Genomic DNA, 18,670 nt, shown 5'->3' with positions numbered 1-18,670 from the left:
GGCGGGGGAGACGAGTGCCGTCCCGCACGCTCGGCCGCCCGCGCCGTACGGCGGGACGGGCCCCGAAGTGAGCGTTCACATTTCTCTCGACGATTTCCGGCGAAGTGATTGACGGGGAGGAATGTTAGCGCTCACACTCCTACTCAGTGACACCGGTCACAGGGCGACGAAGCCCGTTCGAGCTGGAGGAATCACAGTGGTCAAGAAGACTCTGGTCGCGCTGAGCGCGATCGCCCTGGGCGCCGGCACCCTGTCCGCCTGCGGTGGCGGCGACAGCGCCAGCGGCAGTGACGACGGCGCGATCACCATGGGCTTCGCCCAGGTCGGCGCCGAGAGCGGCTGGCGCACGGCCAACTCCGCGAGCATCCAGGACACGGCCGAGGCCGAGGGCATCGAGCTCAAGTTCTCCGACGCGCAGCAGAAGCAGGAGAACCAGATCAAGGCGATCCGGTCCTACATCCAGCAGGACGTCGACATCATCTCGTTCAGCCCGGTCGTCGAGACCGGCTGGGACGCGGTGCTGCAGGAGGCCAAGCGCGCCGGCATCCCCGTGATCCTCACCGACCGCGCGGTCGACACCGACGACGAGTCGCTCTACGTCACCTTCCTCGGCTCCGACTTCGTCGCCGAGGGCGAGAAGGCCGGCCAGTGGCTGGTCGACAACGCCGCCGACTCCGACGTCGACGGTGACGGCGACGTCAACGTCGTCGAGCTGCAGGGCACGACCGGTGCCGCCCCGGCGATCGACCGCAAGGAGGGCTTCGAGTCGGTCATCTCCTCCGACCCCAGCATCTCCATCTCGGCCTCGCAGACCGGTGACTTCACCCGCGACGGCGGCAAGCAGGTCATGGAGGCCTTCCTGCAGTCGGAGGAGGGCATCGACGTCGTCTACGCCCACAACGACGACATGGGTCTCGGTGCCATCGAGGCGATCGAGGCCGCCGGTCTCGTGCCCGGCGAGGACATCAAGATCATCACGGTCGACGCCGTCCGCGACGGGATGGCCGCGCTGGCCGAGGGCAAGATCAACTTCATCGTGGAGTGCAACCCCCTCCTCGGTCCCCAGCTGATGGAGCTCGCCCAGCAGGTGCTCGACGGCGAGGAGGTCCCGCGCCGGGTCGTCACCGAGGAGACCACCTTCACGCAGGAGCAGGCCGCCGAGGTCCTCGAGAGCCGCGAGTACTGATCCCCGCTCGTCGCGGGCCCGTCCGGAGACCCCGGCCGGGTCCGCGACCCCCTCTTTTCCTCCCCGACCACGGAGACCTTGATGACGCAGACGGACGTTCCTCCCGCCACCGACGACGTGCCGGGCCAGGCGACCGACGACGGCCCGACCCCCGCGACCGGTCCGCAGCCCGACCCGGGCACCCCCGTGGTCGAGATGCGCGACATCTCGATCACGTTCGGTGCGGTGGCGGCGCTCAGCGGCGTCAGCCTCCGGCTCTTCCCGGGTGAGGTGCACGCCCTGATGGGCGAGAACGGCGCCGGCAAGTCGACGCTGATCAAGGCGCTGACCGGGGTGTACACGATCGACTCCGGCACGATCCTGGTCGGCGGTCGGGAGCAGGACTTCGCGACGCCCGCCGCGGCCCAGGGCGCCGGCATCAGCACCGTCTACCAGGAGGTCAACCTGGTCCCGAACCTGACGGTGGCCGAGAACATGATGCTCGGCCGCGAGCCGCGCCGGTTCGGGATGATCGACCACCGGGCGATGAACCGCCAGGCGGCCGCCACGCTGGAACGTCTCGGTCTCGACGTCGCTCCGGGCTCCGTCCTCGGCGACCACCCGATCGCCGTGCAGCAGCTCGTCGCGATCGCCCGGGCCGTCGACGTCGAGGCCCGTGTGCTCATCCTCGACGAGCCGACGTCGAGCCTCGACTCCGACGAGGTGGCCAAGCTCTTCGAGGTGATGCGCCGCCTGCGGGAGGCCGGCGTCGCGATCGTGTTCGTGTCGCACTTCCTCGACCAGGTCTACGAGATCTCCGACCGCATGACGATCCTGCGCAACGGCCGCCTGGTCGAGGAGCGGATGGTCGCCGGGACGACGCAGCTCGAGCTGGTGCAGCGGATGATCGGCCGCGACCTGGAGGTGCTCGACCAGCTCGACCGCGAGCCCGCGAGCGCCGCGCCGACGCGTGGCACCCCGCTGCTCACCGCCGTGGGCCTCGGCCGCAAGGGCTCCCTCGAGGCCACCGACCTCGAGCTGTACGACGGGGAGGTCATCGGCGTCGCGGGCCTGCTCGGGTCCGGACGCACCGAGCTCGCCCGCCTGCTCTTCGGCGCCGACTCCGCCGACACCGGCTCCGTCGAGGTCCGGGCCTCGCGCCGCCGCCTGCGCAGCCCCCGGCACGCCATCGACCGCAAGATCGCCTTCTCCAGCGAGGACCGCAAGGGGGAGGGGGTGATCGCCGACCTCACGGTGGCGGACAACATGCTGCTCGCCCTCCAGGCCTCCCGGGGCTGGCTCCGGCCGATCCCGCAGGCCACCCGCACCCGGCTCGTCGCGGACTACATCGAGGCCCTCGACATCCGGCCCGCCGACCCGAACGCGCTGATGCGCCACCTCTCCGGCGGCAACCAGCAGAAGGTGCTGCTGGCGCGCTGGCTCGTGACCGAGCCGGACCTGCTGATCCTCGACGAGCCCACCCGCGGCATCGACATCGGGGCGAAGACCCAGATCCAGGCCCTCGTGGCCGACCTGGCCGCCAAGGGCATGTCCGTGGTCTTCATCTCCGCGGAGCTCGAGGAGGTCCTGCGCCTCTCCGACCGCCTGGTCGTGATGCGCGACCGCCGCAAGATCGCCGAGCGGCCCAACGACGGCGTCAGCGTCAGCGACGTCCTGGAGATCATCGCGGGCGAGGCCCGCTCCGAGGAGGAGACGGCCCATGTCTGACACGCTGCCGAAGGTGCCCGACACGGCGTCGGCCCCGCCGTCGGCGGGGGACGGGCCCGCCCGGCCCTCCCCGCTCGCCCGCGCCCTCGCCCACCCGCTGCTCTGGCCGGTGCTCGCCCTCGTCGTGCTCCTGGCGGTCAACGTCGCCGCCCAGCCCGGCTTCCTCGAGGTGCGCCTCCAGGACGGCCACCTGTTCGGCAGCGTGATCGACATCCTCCGCAACAGCGCGCCGATCATGCTGGTCGCGACGGGCATGACGCTCGTCATCGCCACCCGCGGCATCGACCTCTCCGTCGGGGCGATCGCCGCGATCGCCGGCGCCATCGCCTGCACCCAGATCGTCGGTGCCGCCGACCAGGGCGCGGCGAGCGTGGCGATCATCGCGAGCACCACCGCCGTCGCCGCCTGCGTGCTGCTCGGCCTCTGGAACGGGTTCCTCGTCGCGGTCCTCGGGATCCAACCGATCATCGCGACCCTGGTCCTCATGGTCGCCGGCCGCGGGCTCGCGATGCTCGTGACCGACGGGCAGATCACGACCGTCAACAACGACACCTTCAGCGACCTCGCGTCGGGCTTCGTGCTGACGCTCCCGATCGCCCTGATCATCGCGCTCGTCGTCTTCGGCCTGACCGCGGTCCTGACCCGCCGTACGGCGCTGGGCATGCTCATCGAGGCCGTCGGCATCAACCCGGAGGCCAGCCGCCTGGCCGGTGTCCGGTCGCGCACCATCATCTGGACCGTCTACGTCTTCGCCGGGTTCTGCGCCGGGGTCGCGGGCCTGATCATCGCGGCCAACACGAGCTCGGTGAACGCCAACAGCCTCGGCCTCTGGATCGAGCTCGACGCGATCCTGGCGGTCGTCATCGGGGGCACGTCGCTGGCCGGCGGCCGCTTCTCGCTCGCCGGCACGCTCGTCGGGGCCGTCTTCATCGCGACCCTGGCCCGCACGATCCCGACCATCGGGATCCCGTCGGAGGCCAACTACCTCTTCAAGGCCGTCGTGGTCGTCCTCGTCTGCCTCCTCCAGTCGCCCAAGGCCCGTGCGGCCATCGGCTCCCTGCTGACCGCCCGCCACTCGAAGGGGGCCACCTCATGAGCACCGCCACCGTCACCCGACCCGGTCCCGGGGGCCCGTCCGGTCCCGCCGCACCCGGCAGCCCGTCGGGCCGGCCGCGGTCGGCCTGGGAGCGCGTCCGCACCTACACGCCCTCGAGCCGCTACCTGCCGGTCATCACGACCGCGGCGCTGTTCGTCGGGATGTTCAGCGTCGGCGGCGCGCGCTACGAGGGGTTCGCCGACCCGCAGGTGTTCCTGAGCCTGCTGCTCGACAACAGCTTCCTCATCGTTCTCGCGGTCGGCATGACCTTCGTGATCCTCACGGGCGGCATCGACCTCTCCGTCGGCTCGAACGTCGCGCTGTCGACGGTCATCGCCGCCAAGACCCTCGAGATGGGCTGGTCGCCGTACCTCACGGTGGTGGCGGTGCTGGTGACCGGCACGGTGCTCGGCACCGCGATGGGCCTGCTGATCCACTACTTCGACATCCAGCCGTTCATCGCCACGCTCGCCGGCATGTTCCTGGCCCGCGGGCTCTGCTACCTGATCAGCGTCGACTCGATCCCGATCAGCGACGAGACCTTCCAGACCTGGGCGTTCGCGTCGGTCGACCTGCCGGGCGGCTACTACGTCGGCTGGACCTCGATCGTCGCGCTGGCCACGGTGGCGATCGCCGCCCTCGTGCTGGCCCGCACCCGCTTCGGCCGCACGGTCTACGCCATCGGCGGCAACGAGTCGTCCGCCCTGCTCATGGGTCTGCGGGTGGCGTCCACCAAGGTCGGCGTCTACGCGATCAGCGGCTTCTGCGCGGCCTTCGCGGGCCTGCTCTTCGCGCTCTACACGCTCTCGGGCTACTCGCTCAACGCGGTGGGGATGGAGCTCGACGCCATCGCCGCGGTCGTCATCGGCGGCACGCTGCTGACCGGCGGACGCGGCTTCGTGATCGGCTCGCTCCTGGGCGTGCTCGTCCTCGGCGTCATCCAGACCTTCATCTCCTTCGACGGCACGCTGAGCTCCTGGTGGACCCGCATCAGCATCGGTCTGCTCGTGCTCGTCTTCGTGGTGGTCCAGCGGTTCATGACGCGGCGCCAGCCGTGACGGCCCTGCGCCCCGAGCAGCGGATGCCGGTGATGGCCGACGTCGCCCGGCTCGCCGGGGTCTCCCACCAGACCGTCTCGCGCGTCGTGAACGGGCAGACCAACCTGCGACCAGCCACCCGGCAGCGCGTCGAGGAGGCCATCCGCCAGCTGGGCTACCGGCCCAACACGGCGGCCCGGGCGCTCGTCACGCGCCGGTCGGCCACCATCGGCGTCATCGGCTCGAAGAGCGGCTTCTGGGGCCCGAGCACCGTCCACCGCACCATCCAGGCAGCGGGTCGGGAGGCCGGCTACTTCGTGAGCTCGGTCAACCTGCAGAGCCTCACGCGCACCGAGCTGGTCGACGCGATCGACCACCTGCGCGACCAGAGCGTCGAGGGCATCGTGCTGATCTCCGCGACCGACGAGGCCCTCGAGGTCGCGCGGGCGCAGGAGGACCTCGGCGTCCCCGTGGTCGTCGTCGAGGGCGACGAGCGGCGGGCGCGCTGGACCGTCGGCGTCGACCAGGTCGCCGGCGCCCTCCTCGGCACCCGCCACCTCATCGCGCAGGGCCACACCGAGATCGTGCACCTGGCCGGTCCGACCTCGTGGACCGAGGCGCGCGGCCGCCTGCTCGGCTGGCGCTGCGCCATGTACGACGCGGGCCTCCGCCCGGGGCCGCACGTGACGGGCGACTGGTCCGCGCGCAGCGGCTACGAGGCGGGCCTCGAGATCGCCTCGCGTCCCGAGGTCACGGCCGTCTTCTGCGCCAACGACCAGATGGCCCTCGGGCTGCTCCGGGCCCTCCACGAGGCCGGCCGTCGCGTGCCCGACGACGTCAGCGTCGTCGGCTTCGACGACATCCCCGAGGCGGCCTACCTCATCCCGCCCCTCACCACCGTGCGCCAGGACTTCGGCGCCGTCGGCCGGCGGGCCATCGAGATCCTCCGGGCCGCCATCGACGGCACCCCGGCGCCCCCGAGCCTCATCGCCCCCGAGCTGACCGTGCGCGCCAGCACGGCGGCGCCCCGCCGTACCCCCCACCGCTCCACCGAAGGGATCTAGCCCGTGTCCGAGAGCCCACGTCCCACCTACGTCGTCGGGGTCGACTTCGGCACCCTGTCGGGTCGCGCGCTCGTCGTGCGCGTCTCCGACGGGGCCGAGCTCGGCACCGCGACGTTCGACTACCCCCACGCGGTCGTCGAGGACCGCCTGCCGGGCGGCGGTCGCGCACTGCCCCCGGAGTGGGCGCTGCAGGTGCCGGAGGACTACCGGGGGGTGCTCCGGCACGCCGTGCCCGCAGCGGTCGCGGCGGCCGGCGTCGACCCCGCCGACGTGGTGGGCATCGCCACCGACTTCACCGCCTGCACGATGGTGCCGACGCTCGCCGACGGGACGCCGCTGTGCGAGGTCCCGGGGCTCGAGGACCGGCCGCACGCCTACGTGAAGCTGTGGCGCCACCACGCCGCCCAGCCCCAGGCCGACCGCATCAACCGGCTCGCCGAGGAGCGGGCCGAGGCCTGGCTGCCGCGGTACGGCGGGCTGATCTCGTCGGAGTGGGAGTTCGCGAAGGGCCTGCAGGTCTACGAGGAGGACCGCGAGGTCTACGACCGGATGGAGCGGTGGGTCGAGGCGGCCGACTGGATCGTCTGGCAGCTGTCGGGGGAGTACGTGCGCAACGCGTGCACCGCGGGCTACAAGGGCATCCGCCAGGACGGCGCCTACCCGAGCGCCGCGTTCCTCTCCGCGCTCGCCCCCGGGTTCGAGGGGTTCGTGCCCGAGAAGCTCGAGCACCCCATCGGCCAGCTGGGCGACCGCGCCGGCGGGCTCACCGCCGAGGCCGCGGCGTGGACCGGGCTGCCCGAGGGCATCGCGGTCGCGGTCGGCAACGTCGACGCCCACGTCAGCGCCCCGGCCGCGCAGGCGACCGGCACCGGCCAGATGGTCGCGATCATGGGCACCTCGACCTGCCACGTGATGAGCGCCGACGTGCTGCGGGAGGTGCCGGGCATGTGCGGCGTCGTGGACGGCGGCATCGTCGCCGGCAGCTGGGGCTACGAGGCGGGCCAGAGCGGGGTCGGCGACATCTTCGGCTGGTTCGTCCGCACGGCGGTGCCCCCGGCGTACGTCGCCGCGGCCGAGGCCGCCGGGGAGTCGGTGCACGAGCACCTCACCCGCCTGGCCTCCGCGCAGGAGGTGGGGGAGCACGGCCTCGTCGCGCTCGACTGGCACAGCGGCAACCGCTCCGTGCTGGTCGACCACCAGCTCTCGGGCCTCGTGGTCGGCCTGACGCTGGCCACCCGCCCCGAGGACGTCTACCGCGCCCTGCTCGAGGCCACCGCCTTCGGCACCCGGGTGATCGTCGAGACCTTCCGCTCCAGCGGCGTGCCGGTCGACGAGTTCATCGTCGCGGGCGGGCTGGCCCGGAACCACCTGCTGATGCAGGTCTACGCGGACGTCACCCGGCTGCCGCTCTCGGTCCTCGACTCGGCGCAGGGCCCGGCGCTCGGCTCGGCGATCCACGCCGCGGTCGCGGCCGGCGCCTACCCCGACGTGCCGTCCGCCGCGAAGAGCATGGGCAAGGTGCGACGCGGGGTGTTCCTCCCCGACGAGGAGCGGGCGCAGCGCTACGACGCGCTGTTCGCCGAGTACGTCGCGCTCCACGACCACTTCGGCCGCACGGTGCCGGCGATGCGCCGGCTCAAGGCGATCCGCCGGGCGGCCGTCGAGGCGCGGCTGGCGCGCGAGACCCCCGCGGCGGTGGCGCGATGACGGTCGTCGACGACGTCCGCACCACCGTCGCGACGCTGCGGCGCGAGGTCTGCGGGCTCCACGAGCAGCTCACCCGCTACCAGCTGGTCGTGTGGACGGCCGGCAACGTCTCCGCCCGGGTGCCCGGCCACCAGCTGCTCGTCATCAAGCCGAGCGGGGTCGCGTACGACGACCTCACCCCCGAGAACATGGTGGTCTGCGACCTGCACGGCCGGGTCGTCGAGGGCGAGCACGCGCCGTCGTCCGACACCGACGCGCAGGCCTACGTCTACCGGGCGATGCCCGAGGTCGGCGGGGTCGTCCACACCCACTCGACGTACGCCACGGCCTGGGCGTCGCGCCGCGAGCCGGTGCCGTGCGTGCTCACGATGGGGGCCGACGAGTTCGGCGGCGAGATCCCCGTCGGGCCGTTCGCGGTCATCGGCGACGACTCGATCGGGCGCGGGATCGTCGAGACCCTGAGCGGCAGCCGGTCCCCGGCGGTGCTCATGGCCAACCACGGCGTGTTCGCGATCGGCCCGACGGCCCGCGCGGCGGTCAAGGCGGCCGTGATGTGCGAGGACGTCGCCCGCACGGTGCACGTCGCCCGCCAGCTCGGCGACCCGGTCCCGCTGGCCCCGGCGCAGGTCGACGCCCTCTTCGACCGCTACCAGAACGTCTACGGCCAGCGCTGAAGCGCCGGCCCCACCCCCACTCTCGCGAGGAGCACCACCATGACCACCCCGTCGACGTCCGTCCCCGCCCCCGAGGTCTGGTTCCTGACCGGAAGCCAGGCGCTCTACGGACCGGAGACCCTCGACCAGGTCGCGGCCCAGTCCCAGGGCATCGCGCAGCGGCTCGCCGCCTCCGCCGACCTGCCGGTCGAGGTCGTCTGGAAGCCCGTGCTGCTGGACGCCGGCTCGATCCACCGGCTGATGCTGGAGGCCAACGTCGCCCCGCAGTGCGTCGGCGTGATCACGTGGATGCACACGTTCTCGCCCGCCAAGATGTGGATCGCCGGGCTCGACGCGCTGCAGAAGCCCCTCCTGCACCTGCACACGCAGGCCGGCATGGAGCTGCCGTGGTCGACCATCGACATGGACTTCATGAACCTCAACCAGGCCGCCCACGGCGACCGCGAGTTCGGCTTCATCCAGACGCGCCTGGGCGTCGCCCGCAAGACCGTCGCCGGCCACGTCGACTCGCCGGTCGTCGCGGGGCGCGTGGCCGACTGGACGCGGGCCGCCGTCGGTCGCAGCGAGGTCCGCTCGCTCAAGCTGGCCCGCTTCGGCGACAACATGCGCGACGTGGCCGTCACCGAGGGCGACAAGGTCGAGGCCCAGCTGCGGTTCGGCGTCTCCGTCAACACCTACGGGGTCAATGACCTCGTCGCCGTCGTCGACGCGGTGGCCGACGACGCGATCGACAAGCTGGTCGTCGAGTACGCCGACACCTACCGCGTCGACCCGAGCCTGCTGCCCGGCGCCGAGCGCCACGAGTCGCTGCGGTACGGCGCCCGGGTCGAGCTGGGCATCCGCACCTTCCTGGAGGACGGCGGCTTCCGCGCGTTCACGACCAACTTCGAGGACCTGGGCGGGCTCCGCCAGCTGCCAGGCCTCGCGGTCCAGCGCCTGATGGCCGACGGCTACGGCTTCGGCGGCGAGGGCGACTGGAAGACGTCCGTGCTGCTGCGCGCGACGAAGGCGATGGCGGGCACGCTGCCGGGCGGCACGTCGTTCATGGAGGACTACACGTACCACCTGGTGCCGGGGGAGGAGAAGATCCTCGGCGCCCACATGCTCGAGGTCTGCCCCACGATCACGACCCAGCAGCCGTCGCTGGAGATCCACCCCCTGGGCATCGGCGGCCGTGAGGACCCGGTACGCCTCCGCTTCACGGCCGACCCCGGCCCCGCCGTCGTGGCGGGTCTCTCCGACCTCGGCGACCGGTTCCGCCTCACCGTCAACGCCATCGACGTGGTCGAGCCCGACGAGGCCCTTCCTCTGCTGCCCGTGGCGTGCGCCGTGTGGGAGCCCCGCCCCTCGCTGTCGACCTCCGCCGAGGCCTGGCTGATGGCCGGCGCCCCGCACCACACCGTGCTCTCGAAGGCGATCGGCGTCGAGGTGCTCGAGGACTTCGCCGAGATGACGGGGGTCGAGATGGTCACCATCGACGCGGGTACGACGCCGCGCGCGTTCCAGCGCGAGCTGCGCTGGAACGCCGCCTACCACCGGCTCGCGGCGCGCCTCTGAGGACGGCGGCCGATCAGGGCCGGCCCGGCCGGCGGCCGGCGCGGTCGGTGATCGCCGCGGTGACGGCGTCAGCGGTCGCGACGAACGCCGTCACCTGGTCGTCGCCGAGGCCGCCCGTGGACGCCTCCTCGAGCTCGCGCCAGAGCGCGGTGATGGGGGCGCGGGCGGCGCGACCCTTGTCGGTGAGGTGCACGACCACCACCCGGCGGTCGTGCGCGGCGGGCTCTCGGACCACGAGCCCGGCCTCCTGCATGCGGCGCAGGGACTTCGACACGGTGGAGTGGTCGAGCCCGACGCCCGCGAGCAGCTCGGACTGGGTCTGGCCGTCGCGGTCGAAGAGCTGCATCAGCAGCAGCTCCTGCCCGGGGTGGAGGTCCATGTCGCGGAGCAGCGCGGCGGCGTAGGAGCGGTGCGCGCGGGCGAGCTGGAAGATCGCGTAGCTCAGCGGGCCGCCGTCGGCCGTCGAGGGGAGGTCGCGCACGCGGGTCGTCTCCTTCATTCAGTCCGTGAGGGCCGGGTAGTCGGTGTACCCGGCTGCGCCCCCACCGTAGAAGGTGGCCGGGTCCGGCGTGTTGAGATCGGCGCCGCGGCGCAACCGCTCCACGAGGTCCGGGTTGGCGAGAGCGAGTGCTCCGACGGAGACGAGGTCGGCGGTGCCGGCGTCGATGTCGCGCGCCCGGGCGGGCACGTCGGCGCCTCCGCGGTTGAGGATCAACGTCGCGGGCCACTGCGCGCGCAGCGTGTCGAGCAGGGCCTCGTCGCCACCGTGCATGACGTGCAGGTACGCCAGCCGGAGGGGGTGCAGCGCCGTGAGCAGCGCCGGGTAGAGCTCGTGGGTGTCGGTCTCGGTGATGTCGTTGTACGGGTTGCCGGGAGAGATGCGCAGGCCGGTGCGGTCGGGGCCGATCTCGGCGGCCACGGCGGTGGCGACCTCGACGGCGAACCGGACGCGGCCCGCGATGCTGGCGCCGTAGCGGTCGGTGCGTCGGTTGGTGCCGTCGGCGAGGAACTGGTGGACGAGGTAGCCGTTCGCGGCGTGGATCTCGACACCGTCCGCGCCGGCGGCGACGGCACGCGCGGCTGCTCGCCGGAAGTCGTCGACGGTCTCCTCGACCTCGGTGGTCGACAGCTCGCGGGGCTCGGGCATCTCCTGGGGCCCCGTGGCGGTGAACATCGCTCCCGCGGGCCGGACTGCGGACGGGGCGACCGGCTGACGTCCGTGGGGGGTGTTGTCGGGGTGGGAGATCCGGCCGACGTGCATCAGCTGGATGACGACGCGCCCGCCGGCTGCGTGCACCGCGTCGGTCACCGTGCGCCAGCCGGCGACCTGGTCGTCGTCGTGGATGCCGGGGGTGAGGAGGTAGCCCTGGCCGTCGGGGCTGGGCTGCGTGCCCTCCGTGACGATCAGCGCGTGGGAGGCACGCTGTGCGTAGTACTCGGCGTTGAGGCCCGTCGGCACGCCGGCGGGGGTGGAGCGGTCGCGGGTCATGGGGGCCATGACCAGGCGGTGCGGAAGGTCGAGCGCTCCGATCGTGGTCGGGGTCCAGAGGGAGTCGAGGGCGGTGTCGGGCGTGTGGTCGGGCACGGGTATTCCTTCGCGGAGCGCGGCCGGTCGGGGACCGGCGAGGGAGAGGTGGGCGAGAGCGGGGAGTGCTCAGGCGACGGTGAGGACGAGCTTGCCCCGCACGTGACCGGAGTCGCTGGCCTCGTGGGCGGCGACCGCCTCGTGGAGGGGGTAGGTCGTGACGGTCGTGGTGAGTGCTCCGGCTGCGACGTCGGCCGCCACGACGGAGAGACGCTCGGTCGCGCGGTCGGCGCCGCCGCGGGCGAAGGTGACGCCGAGCTGCTGGGCGCCGAGGTCGGCGATCGTGACGATGCGGTCGGTGCCGCCGCGCAGGGTCACGGAGTCCTCGAGCGCGCCCTTGCCGGCGAGGTCGAACACTGCGTCGACACCGTCGGGCGCAAGGGCCCGGACCCGCTCGACGAGGCCGTCGCCGTAGGTGGTCGCCGTGGCGCCCAGGGCGGTCAGGTACTCCTGGTTGCCCGGGCCGGCAGTGGCCAGCACGCGTGCCCCCCGGCCGACCGCCAGCTGGACCGCCAGCGTCCCGACCCCGCCCGATGCGCCGTGCATCAGCACGGTCTCCCCGGCCGCGACGCCGAGCAGGTCGAGGACCCGCTCGGTCGTGTCGGTGGCCACCGGCAGCGCGGCTGCGTCCTCCCACGAGAGCTCGGCAGGCTTGCGGACCACGGTCGTGGCCAGGGCGTGCTCGGCGTACGCACCGGTGTCGGACCATCCCAGGACCTCGTCGCCCACGCGGAGGTCGCGGACGTCCTCGCCCACGGCGTCGACCACACCGGCGAGCTCGCCGCCGGGAACGGCCGGGAACGTCGTCGGCCGCAGCGCGGCCATCAGACCGGCGCGGGTCTTGCCGTCCACGGGGTTCACGCCGGCTGCGCGGACCCGCACACGGACCTGACCGGGCCCGGGCGTGGGGAGGTCGACGTCGGCCTCGCGCAGCACGTCGGGGCCGCCGAACCGATCGAACACGATTGCCTTCATGGGGTGCTCCAGGGCTAGGGCCGGCTGCCTTATGTGGCCGGACACATAATTACTGTACCCGATCCGGTGGCTAGCCAAGTAATGGGCGCGGAGCGTCGTCGCGGGGTCTCGGACGCGACAGCGCCCCCGCCCCGTGCGGTGCACGGGGCGGGGGCGCTGTCGGTGGTGCGGGTGACGCCGAAGGCGGTCAGGCCTTCTTGGTCTCCCAGAAGATCTCGGCGATCTCGTCGATCTTGGCGAGGAGCTGGTCGGCCACCTCGGCGTCGAGCGAGCCCTTGGTGCCCGAGGCACCGGCGAGCTTGGTGGCCTCGTTGACCAGCGTGTGCAGCTGGGGGTACTTCTCGAAGTGCGGGGGCTTGAAGTAGTCCGTCCACAGCACCCACAGGTGGTGCTTGACGAGCTCCGAGCGCTCCTCCTTGATGATCACGGCGCGCGTGCGGAAGTCGGGGTCGTCGCTGTCGGCGACCTTGGCGATCACGGCCTTGATCGACTCGGCCTCGATGCGGGCCTGGGCGGGGTCGTACACGCCGCAGGGCAGGTCGCAGTGGGCCGAGACCTCGATGGTCGGGGCGAACAGTCGAGCGAACATCCGTGGGTCCTCTCTGGAGCCGGCTGGTGGCGGGCCGTTGACCTGCGATGACTGGTCACGGCCACGTGGTTGCGAGACTACTCCGCATGGTCCAGCGGCAGAACCGGGGTCCGCGGTGGGGGACGGCCCGCGTCGACGGTCCCTCCATGCTCCCCACGCTGTGCCCCGGCGACCTGCTCCTGCTCCGGTACGGCGCCCGCCCGCGCCCCGGCGCGGTCGTCGTGGCCCGCTTCGGGGGCGGGGTCGTCGTGGTGAAGCGGGCGGTCGAGCGTCGTACCCGCTTCGACGGCTCCCCGGGCTGGTGGCTGCGGGGTGACGCCACCGACGAGGAGGCGGCCGCCGCCGGGGCCGTGGGTCCGGTGGTCGACTCCCGGCGCCGGGGCCCGGTCGCCGACGAGGAGGTGCTCGCGGTGGCGACGGCGCGGCTCTGGCCGCGGCCGCGTCGGCTCGTACGGCGGGCGCCGAGGGCGCCGGAGTAGGCGCCACCGCGACCGAGCGTCCGCTCGGTCGGCGCTGTCCGTGCGCAGGACCTCGACCGGGAAGGACCGACCCGTTGTGGAACACTGACGCCCGTTCTCGCCCCGCCCCTCCAGAGAAGATGGCCCATGTCTGCACCCGTCGCGTCCCCGTCTGAGCCCGGCCACCCCTTCGCCGGCGACCCCGTCTTCGACCTCCACGTCGGCGGCAAGATGGCGGTCAGCGCGACGGTCGGCGTCGACACCAAGGAGCAGCTCTCCCTGGCCTACACCCCGGGCGTCGCCCGCGTCTGCGAGGCCATCGCGGCCGACCCGTCGATGACGCAGCACTACACGTGGGTGCCGAACACGGTCGCCGTCGTCACCGACGGCACGGCGGTGCTCGGGCTGGGCGACATCGGCCCCGCCGCGGCGATGCCGGTGATGGAGGGCAAGGCCGTGCTCTTCAAGGACTTCGGCGGCGTCGACGGCGTCCCGATCTGCCTGGCCACGACCGACGTCGAGGAGATCATCGAGACCGTCGTGCGCCTGGCGCCCAGCTTCGGCGGCATCAACCTCGAGGACATCTCGGCCCCCCGCTGCTTCGAGATCGAGGACCGGCTCAAGGAGCTGCTCGACATCCCCGTCTTCCACGACGACCAGCACGGCACCGCCGTCGTGGTGCTCGCCGCGCTCGAGAACGCCCTGCGCCTCACGGGCCGCACCCACGCCGACACCCGGGTCGTGGTCTCCGGCGCCGGTGCCGCGGGCGTCGCCGTCACCAAGATCCTGCTCGAGGCCGGCATCTCCGACCTCGTCGTCGTCGACCGCACGGGCGTCGTGACCTCCCAGCGCGGCGACCTCACGCCCGTGAAGAAGGCGCTCGCCGAGCTCACGGCCGACCGCACGGGTCGCACGGGCACGCTCGCCGACGTGATGGTGGGCGCCGACGTGTTCATCGGTGTCTCCGGCGGCACCGTCGACGAGGCGGTCGTGGCGACGATGGCCCCCGAGGCCATCATCTTCGGCCTCGCGAACCCGACGCCCGAGGTGCTGCCCGACGTCGCCCACAAGTACGCCCGCGTCGTCGCGACCGGTCGCTCGGACTTCCCGAACCAGATCAACAACGTCCTCGCCTTCCCGGGCATCTTCCGGGGTGCGTTCGACGTCCACGCCACGGCGATCACCGAGGGCATGAAGCTCGCCGCGGCGACCGCGCTGGCCGACCTGGTGGGCGACGAGCTCAGCGAGGACCTCGTCATCCCGTCGCCGTTCGACCCCCGGGTCGGGCCCGCCGTGGCGTCCGCGGTGGCCGCCGCCGCGCGCGCCGACGGCGTCGCCCGCCGCTGAGACACCCCCTCGGCACGCCACCGGGCCGGGGCTAGGTTGGCGTCATGTTCGCCGTCTACGCAGCCAGCTTCTCGTCCGACGACCCGCTGAGCGGCCTCGTGGTGGGGGAGCGCCCCGACCCCGAGGTCCCCGAGGGCTGGACGACCGTGACCGTCAAGGCCGCCTCGCTCAACCACCACGACCTGTGGTCGCTCAAGGGCGTGGGGCTGAAGTCCGAGGCGCTGCCGATGATCCTGGGCTGCGACGCGGCCGGGTACGACGAGGACGGCAACGAGGTCGTCGTGCACGCCGTCATCTCCGACCCGTCGTGGCGGGGTGACGAGACCTTCGACCCGCGACGTTCCCTGCTCTCGGAGCGCCACCAGGGCACGTTCGCCGACAAGGTCGTCGTGCCGCGCGGCAACGTCGTGCCCAAGCCGGCGTCGATGTCGTTCGAGGAGGCCGCGTGCCTGCCGACGGCGTGGCTGACGGCGTACCGGATGCTCTTCACCCAGGGCGGCCTCAAGGCCGGCGACACGGTGCTGGTGCAGGGTGCGGGCGGCGGCGTGGCCACGGCCCTCATCACCCTGGCCCGGGCGGGCGGCATGCGCGTGCTCGCGACGAGCCGCGACGAGGCCAAGCGGGCCCGGGCGCTCGAGATCGGCGCCCACGAGGTGTTCGAGAGCAACGCGCGGCTGCCGGTCAAGGTCGACGCCGTGATGGAGACGGTCGGCCGCGCCACGTGGTCGCACTCGATCCGCTCGCTGCGCCCCGGCGGCAAGCTCGTCATCTCCGGGACCACCTCGGGCCCGAAGCTCGACGACGCCGAGCTGACGCGCATCTTCTTCCTGCAGCTGCAGGTCATCGGCTCGACGATGGGCACCCGTGACGAGCTCGCGTCGCTGGTGACGTTCCTCGACGCGACGGGCACGAAGCCGCTGATCGACCGGGTGCTCCCGATGACCGAGGCCCGCGACGGCTTCGCCGCGGTCGCCGAGGGCGACGTCTTCGGCAAGATCGTGCTCACCCGATGAGCGCACCGGCCCGACGCACGTACGTCGTGACCGGCGCGGGCTCCGGCATCGGCGCCGCGGTCGCCGACCGTCTCCACGCCCGCGGCGACGCGCTGGTGCTCGTCGTGCGCGACGACCAGCGTGCGGTCGACCTGCAGGACGCGTACGCCGGCAGCACGGCGCTGGTGGCCGACCTCGCCGACCCCGAGGCGCTCGAGCAGGCGCTCGCCTCCGGACTGCCCACCTCGGTCGACGGCGTCGTGCACGCCGCCGGGGTCGTCGACCTCGCGCCGATCGGCGACATCGACCTCGCCTCGTGGCAGCAGACCCTCGCCGTCAACGTCACGGCCCCGATGCTGCTCACCCGGGCGCTGCTCCCCGCGCTGCGGGCCGCCCGCGGCACGGCGGTGATGGTGAACTCGAGCGCGGGCCGACGCGCCCACCCCGACTGGGCGTCGTACGCCGCCTCGAAGTTCGCGCTGCGCGCCCTCGCCGACGCGCTGCGGGCGGAGGAGGGCGGTCGCGGTGTACGTGTGTCCACCGTCTACCCGGGGCGCACGGCGACGCCGATGCAGGCCCTCGTGCACGCCCAGGAGGGCAAGGAGTACGACCCCGACGACTGGGTGAGCGCCGCGACGGTCGCCGACTCGGTGGTGCACTGCCTCGACCTGCCCGCCGGCGCCACGGTGCCCGAGCTCGTCGTGCAGCCCGCGCCCCGCTGACCTCGCCCGACCGGGCCGGTCGGCGGGCGTCTCAGTCGGCCGAGCGCCAGCCGAGCGCGCCGACCAGCATCATCCGCAGCTGGGTGCACGCCCGGGCGATGACCAGCTCCTCGGCCGCCCGGCGGTCGGCGTACAGGAGCTCCTCGACGGTCGAGACCGACGCTCCCACGATGAGGTTGGCGAGCACGTAGAGGTCCTCGGTCGACCACGCGTCGGTGCCCGGGAGGCGCGCGATGTCGGTCGCGAGCTCGCGCTCGAACAGCTCGATCTGGTGCCGGATGGTGGCCCGCACCTGGGGTGGACCCGCGAACCTCTCGCGCGCGATGAAGGCGAAGTGGCTGCGCTGCGCCCGCACGTGGTCGGCCAGCACGCGCATCGAGCTGTCGATCATGTCGTTGAACGTCGGGTCGCCGCCGGCGTTGCGCACGTCGCGGAGCATGGCGCGCAGCGACACGAACGCCTCGTCGACGAGGGCGAGCCCCAGCTCCTCGATCGAGGCGAAGTGGCGGTAGAACGCGGTCGGCACGATGCCGACCTCCTTGGCCACCTGGCGCAGCGACAGCGACCCGAGGCTGCCGTCGGAGGAGAGCCGGAGCGCTGCCGCGAGGATCGCCTGACGGGTGAGCTCCTTGCGCTCCACGCGGGTGAGCGTGGTGTCGTCGCCGGCCGTCGTCACGAGGGTCATCGTCGCACGAGCGTGCGACCGGCCTCGGGCGACCTCCGGGCGTCGGGTCCGTCGTCGTGTGGGGTCGGCCACGCCCCCTTGACCGTGACCACTGCTGGGCGTCATCGTTTCAGTGTACGAGCGTTCACCGAGGTTCGGTGACGTCACGACCGAACGGGAGGACTCGGCCATGGGTCTCGCCACCACGATCCTGCAGTCTCGCGCCGTCGCCGCACTGGCCTCGCCCCACGGCGTCGACCGCTACCTCGAGCTGGTCAACCCGATGTGGGCGGCCACCGAGGTGCGGGCCCGGGTGGTCGACGTGCACCGCGAGACCACCGGCGAGCACCCGGTCGCCACGATCACCCTGCAGCCCACGTCCACGTGGCGCGGCCACCGCGCCGGCCAGTACGTCCAGGTGGGCGTCGAGGTGCCGGGCGCGCGCCGTACGACGCGGTGCTTCACCATCTCGTCGGCCGCCTCGGCGCCGGGGGAGCGGTTCACGCTCACCGTGCGCGCCCACAGCGAGGGCCTCGTCTCGAAGTTCCTCGTGGAGCGCGCCGAGCCCGGTCTCGTGGTGCACCTCAGCCAGGCGCAGGGCGACTTCACGCTCGTGGAGAGCCCGGCCACCCCGACCAACAACCACCTGCTCTTCATCACCGGCGGCTCGGGCATCACCCCGGCCATGTCGATGGTGCGCACGCTGCTGCGCGACGGGTACGACGGCCACGTCGGCCGCCGCGTGACCTTCCTGCACTACGCCCGCGGCCCGGAGGACCAGGTCTTCGCCGACGAGCTCGCCTCCTGGGCCGACGCCGACAACGGCGTGCGCGTCGTGCTCCGCCACGAGTCGGCGGGCGACCCGCGGTTCAGCGCGATCGACCTGGCGCGGCTCGTGCCGGACTTCCGCGAGGTCGACACCTGGGTCTGCGGACCCGCGGGCCTCATGGAGCTCGTCGAGCTGGCGTACGACGGCTCGCCCCGCCTGCGCACCGAGCGCTTCAAGCCGCCGGTGGTGAAGGCCGGCAGCGCCGAGGGCGACGTCGTCTTCTCCCGCGCCGGCACCCAGGCCGCGAACAGCGGCGCCCCGCTGCTCGAGCAGGCCGAGGCCGCCGGGCTGACCCCGGAGTTCGGCTGCCGCATGGGCATCTGCTTCTCCTGCACGGCCCGCAAGAGCGAGGGCACCGTGCGCAACGTGCTCACCGGCGAGGAGTCCTCGCTGCCCGACGAGGAGATCCGCATCTGCGTCTCCGCCCCCGTCGGCGACTGCGTCGTCGACCTCTGACCTCCTCTCCACCACTCCGCCCACC

At 72.8% G+C, this 18,670-nt stretch carries 18 protein-coding genes; 13 read left to right on the top strand and 5 right to left on the bottom strand.

The genetic code is table 11. The features are described 5' to 3' along the window. Window positions 1-196 precede the first annotated feature (196 nt). The 8 genes from K329_RS0102985 (at window position 197) to araA (ending at window position 10,028) form a co-directional block, all read left to right on the top strand. Window positions 197-1,186: an ABC transporter substrate-binding protein gene (locus K329_RS0102985; RefSeq protein ID WP_028471898.1), complete on the top strand. Its 990-nt coding sequence runs from the start codon at window positions 197-199 to the stop codon at window positions 1,184-1,186. Window positions 1,187-1,267: 81 nt separating this feature from the next. Next, a complete protein-coding gene (locus K329_RS24200) occupies window positions 1,268-2,893 on the top strand; it encodes a sugar ABC transporter ATP-binding protein (protein WP_084540941.1) in 1,626 nt (541 codons plus the stop codon). After that, window positions 2,886-3,989 carry an ABC transporter permease gene (locus K329_RS24195; protein ID WP_084540940.1) on the top strand — a complete coding sequence of 368 codons (1,104 nt, stop codon included), beginning with the start codon at window positions 2,886-2,888 and terminating at the stop codon, window positions 3,987-3,989. Before K329_RS24200 ends, K329_RS24195 begins: the two co-directional genes overlap by 8 nt. Beyond that, the gene (gene yjfF, locus K329_RS0102970) at window positions 3,986-5,047 is read left to right on the top strand and encodes a galactofuranose ABC transporter, permease protein YjfF (protein ID WP_028471897.1); all 1,062 of its coding nucleotides are present in this window, start codon (window positions 3,986-3,988) and stop codon (window positions 5,045-5,047) included. The genes K329_RS24195 and yjfF overlap by 4 nt, the downstream gene beginning before the upstream one ends. After that, window positions 5,044-6,090 carry a LacI family DNA-binding transcriptional regulator gene (locus tag K329_RS30660; RefSeq protein WP_245596420.1) on the top strand — a complete coding sequence of 349 codons (1,047 nt, stop codon included), beginning with the start codon at window positions 5,044-5,046 and terminating at the stop codon, window positions 6,088-6,090. Before yjfF ends, K329_RS30660 begins: the two co-directional genes overlap by 4 nt. Before the next feature lie 3 nt (window positions 6,091-6,093). Continuing rightward, entirely contained in the window at window positions 6,094-7,797 is a 1,704-nt protein-coding gene (araB, locus tag K329_RS30655; RefSeq protein ID WP_028471895.1) for a ribulokinase, read from the top strand. Continuing rightward, entirely contained in the window at window positions 7,794-8,471 is a 678-nt protein-coding gene (locus tag K329_RS0102955) for an L-ribulose-5-phosphate 4-epimerase (RefSeq protein ID WP_028471894.1), read from the top strand. The genes araB and K329_RS0102955 overlap by 4 nt, the downstream gene beginning before the upstream one ends. Before the next feature lie 39 nt (window positions 8,472-8,510). After that, a complete protein-coding gene (araA, locus tag K329_RS0102950; RefSeq protein WP_028471893.1) occupies window positions 8,511-10,028 on the top strand; it encodes an L-arabinose isomerase in 1,518 nt (505 codons plus the stop codon). Window positions 10,029-10,041: 13 nt separating this feature from the next. Here the strand turns inward: araA and K329_RS0102945 are convergent, their stop codons facing one another. The 4 genes from K329_RS0102945 to sodN all read right to left on the bottom strand — a co-directional run bounded on the left by K329_RS0102945 (window position 10,042) and on the right by sodN (window position 13,177). After that, the gene (locus tag K329_RS0102945) at window positions 10,042-10,509 is read right to left on the bottom strand and encodes a MarR family winged helix-turn-helix transcriptional regulator (protein WP_211225716.1); all 468 of its coding nucleotides are present in this window, start codon (window positions 10,507-10,509) and stop codon (window positions 10,042-10,044) included. An 18-nt stretch (window positions 10,510-10,527) separates the two neighbouring features. Beyond that, window positions 10,528-11,613 (bottom strand): alkene reductase, encoded by a 1,086-nt coding sequence (locus K329_RS0102940; protein ID WP_028471891.1) that lies wholly within the window; start codon window positions 11,611-11,613, stop codon window positions 10,528-10,530. Between the two features lie 69 nt (window positions 11,614-11,682). Beyond that, window positions 11,683-12,588, bottom strand: a complete 906-nt coding sequence (locus tag K329_RS0102935) for an NADP-dependent oxidoreductase (protein ID WP_028471890.1) — start codon at window positions 12,586-12,588, stop codon at window positions 11,683-11,685. A gap of 187 nt (window positions 12,589-12,775) precedes the next feature. Next, the gene (gene sodN / locus K329_RS0102930; protein WP_028471889.1) at window positions 12,776-13,177 is read right to left on the bottom strand and encodes a superoxide dismutase, Ni; all 402 of its coding nucleotides are present in this window, start codon (window positions 13,175-13,177) and stop codon (window positions 12,776-12,778) included. Between the two features lie 47 nt (window positions 13,178-13,224). Here sodN and K329_RS24190 point away from each other — a divergent pair, with 47 nt between their 5' ends. From K329_RS24190 to K329_RS0102910, 4 genes are all read left to right on the top strand, one after another. Next, window positions 13,225-13,656 (top strand): S24 family peptidase, encoded by a 432-nt coding sequence (locus K329_RS24190; protein ID WP_157571532.1) that lies wholly within the window; start codon window positions 13,225-13,227, stop codon window positions 13,654-13,656. A gap of 126 nt (window positions 13,657-13,782) precedes the next feature. Beyond that, window positions 13,783-14,982 (top strand): NAD(P)-dependent malic enzyme, encoded by a 1,200-nt coding sequence (locus K329_RS0102920; protein ID WP_028471888.1) that lies wholly within the window; start codon window positions 13,783-13,785, stop codon window positions 14,980-14,982. Between the two features lie 44 nt (window positions 14,983-15,026). Beyond that, window positions 15,027-15,995: a zinc-binding dehydrogenase gene (locus tag K329_RS0102915; RefSeq protein WP_028471887.1), complete on the top strand. Its 969-nt coding sequence runs from the start codon at window positions 15,027-15,029 to the stop codon at window positions 15,993-15,995. After that, window positions 15,992-16,696 (top strand): SDR family oxidoreductase, encoded by a 705-nt coding sequence (locus K329_RS0102910; protein WP_028471886.1) that lies wholly within the window; start codon window positions 15,992-15,994, stop codon window positions 16,694-16,696. The genes K329_RS0102915 and K329_RS0102910 overlap by 4 nt, the downstream gene beginning before the upstream one ends. 31 nt (window positions 16,697-16,727) lie before the next feature. On the opposite strand, the gene K329_RS0102905 is transcribed toward K329_RS0102910, so the two are convergent. Further along, window positions 16,728-17,381, bottom strand: coding sequence for a TetR family transcriptional regulator (locus K329_RS0102905; protein WP_028471885.1), 654 nt, complete (start codon window positions 17,379-17,381; stop codon window positions 16,728-16,730). A 169-nt stretch (window positions 17,382-17,550) separates the two neighbouring features. Here K329_RS0102905 and K329_RS0102900 point away from each other — a divergent pair, with 169 nt between their 5' ends. Continuing rightward, window positions 17,551-18,645 carry a ferredoxin reductase gene (locus tag K329_RS0102900; protein WP_028471884.1) on the top strand — a complete coding sequence of 365 codons (1,095 nt, stop codon included), beginning with the start codon at window positions 17,551-17,553 and terminating at the stop codon, window positions 18,643-18,645. Window positions 18,646-18,670 lie beyond the last annotated feature (25 nt).

Origin of the sequence: Nocardioides alkalitolerans DSM 16699 (assembly GCF_000426525.1) — a bacterium.
In the GTDB taxonomy this organism is placed as follows: Bacteria; Actinomycetota; Actinomycetes; order Propionibacteriales; family Nocardioidaceae; genus Nocardioides; species Nocardioides alkalitolerans.
This window is presented reverse-complemented; position numbering and strand designations above follow the sequence as displayed.

Coding starts and splice junctions, on each gene's coding strand:
- K329_RS24200 (WP_084540941.1), top strand. CDS start 1,268: ATGACGCAGACGGACGTTCCTCCCGCCACCGACGACGTGCCGGGCCAG.
- K329_RS24195 (WP_084540940.1), top strand. CDS start 2,886: ATGTCTGACACGCTGCCGAAGGTGCCCGACACGGCGTCGGCCCCGCCG.
- yjfF (WP_028471897.1), top strand. CDS start 3,986: ATGAGCACCGCCACCGTCACCCGACCCGGTCCCGGGGGCCCGTCCGGT.
- K329_RS0102955 (WP_028471894.1), top strand. CDS start 7,794: ATGACGGTCGTCGACGACGTCCGCACCACCGTCGCGACGCTGCGGCGC.
- araA (WP_028471893.1), top strand. CDS start 8,511: ATGACCACCCCGTCGACGTCCGTCCCCGCCCCCGAGGTCTGGTTCCTG.
- K329_RS0102935 (WP_028471890.1), bottom strand. CDS start 12,588: ATGAAGGCAATCGTGTTCGATCGGTTCGGCGGCCCCGACGTGCTGCGC.
- sodN (WP_028471889.1), bottom strand. CDS start 13,177: ATGTTCGCTCGACTGTTCGCCCCGACCATCGAGGTCTCGGCCCACTGC.
- K329_RS24190 (WP_157571532.1), top strand. CDS start 13,225: ATGACTGGTCACGGCCACGTGGTTGCGAGACTACTCCGCATGGTCCAG.
- K329_RS0102920 (WP_028471888.1), top strand. CDS start 13,783: ATGTCTGCACCCGTCGCGTCCCCGTCTGAGCCCGGCCACCCCTTCGCC.
- K329_RS0102915 (WP_028471887.1), top strand. CDS start 15,027: ATGTTCGCCGTCTACGCAGCCAGCTTCTCGTCCGACGACCCGCTGAGC.
- K329_RS0102910 (WP_028471886.1), top strand. CDS start 15,992: ATGAGCGCACCGGCCCGACGCACGTACGTCGTGACCGGCGCGGGCTCC.
- K329_RS0102905 (WP_028471885.1), bottom strand. CDS start 17,381: ATGACCCTCGTGACGACGGCCGGCGACGACACCACGCTCACCCGCGTG.
- K329_RS0102900 (WP_028471884.1), top strand. CDS start 17,551: ATGGGTCTCGCCACCACGATCCTGCAGTCTCGCGCCGTCGCCGCACTG.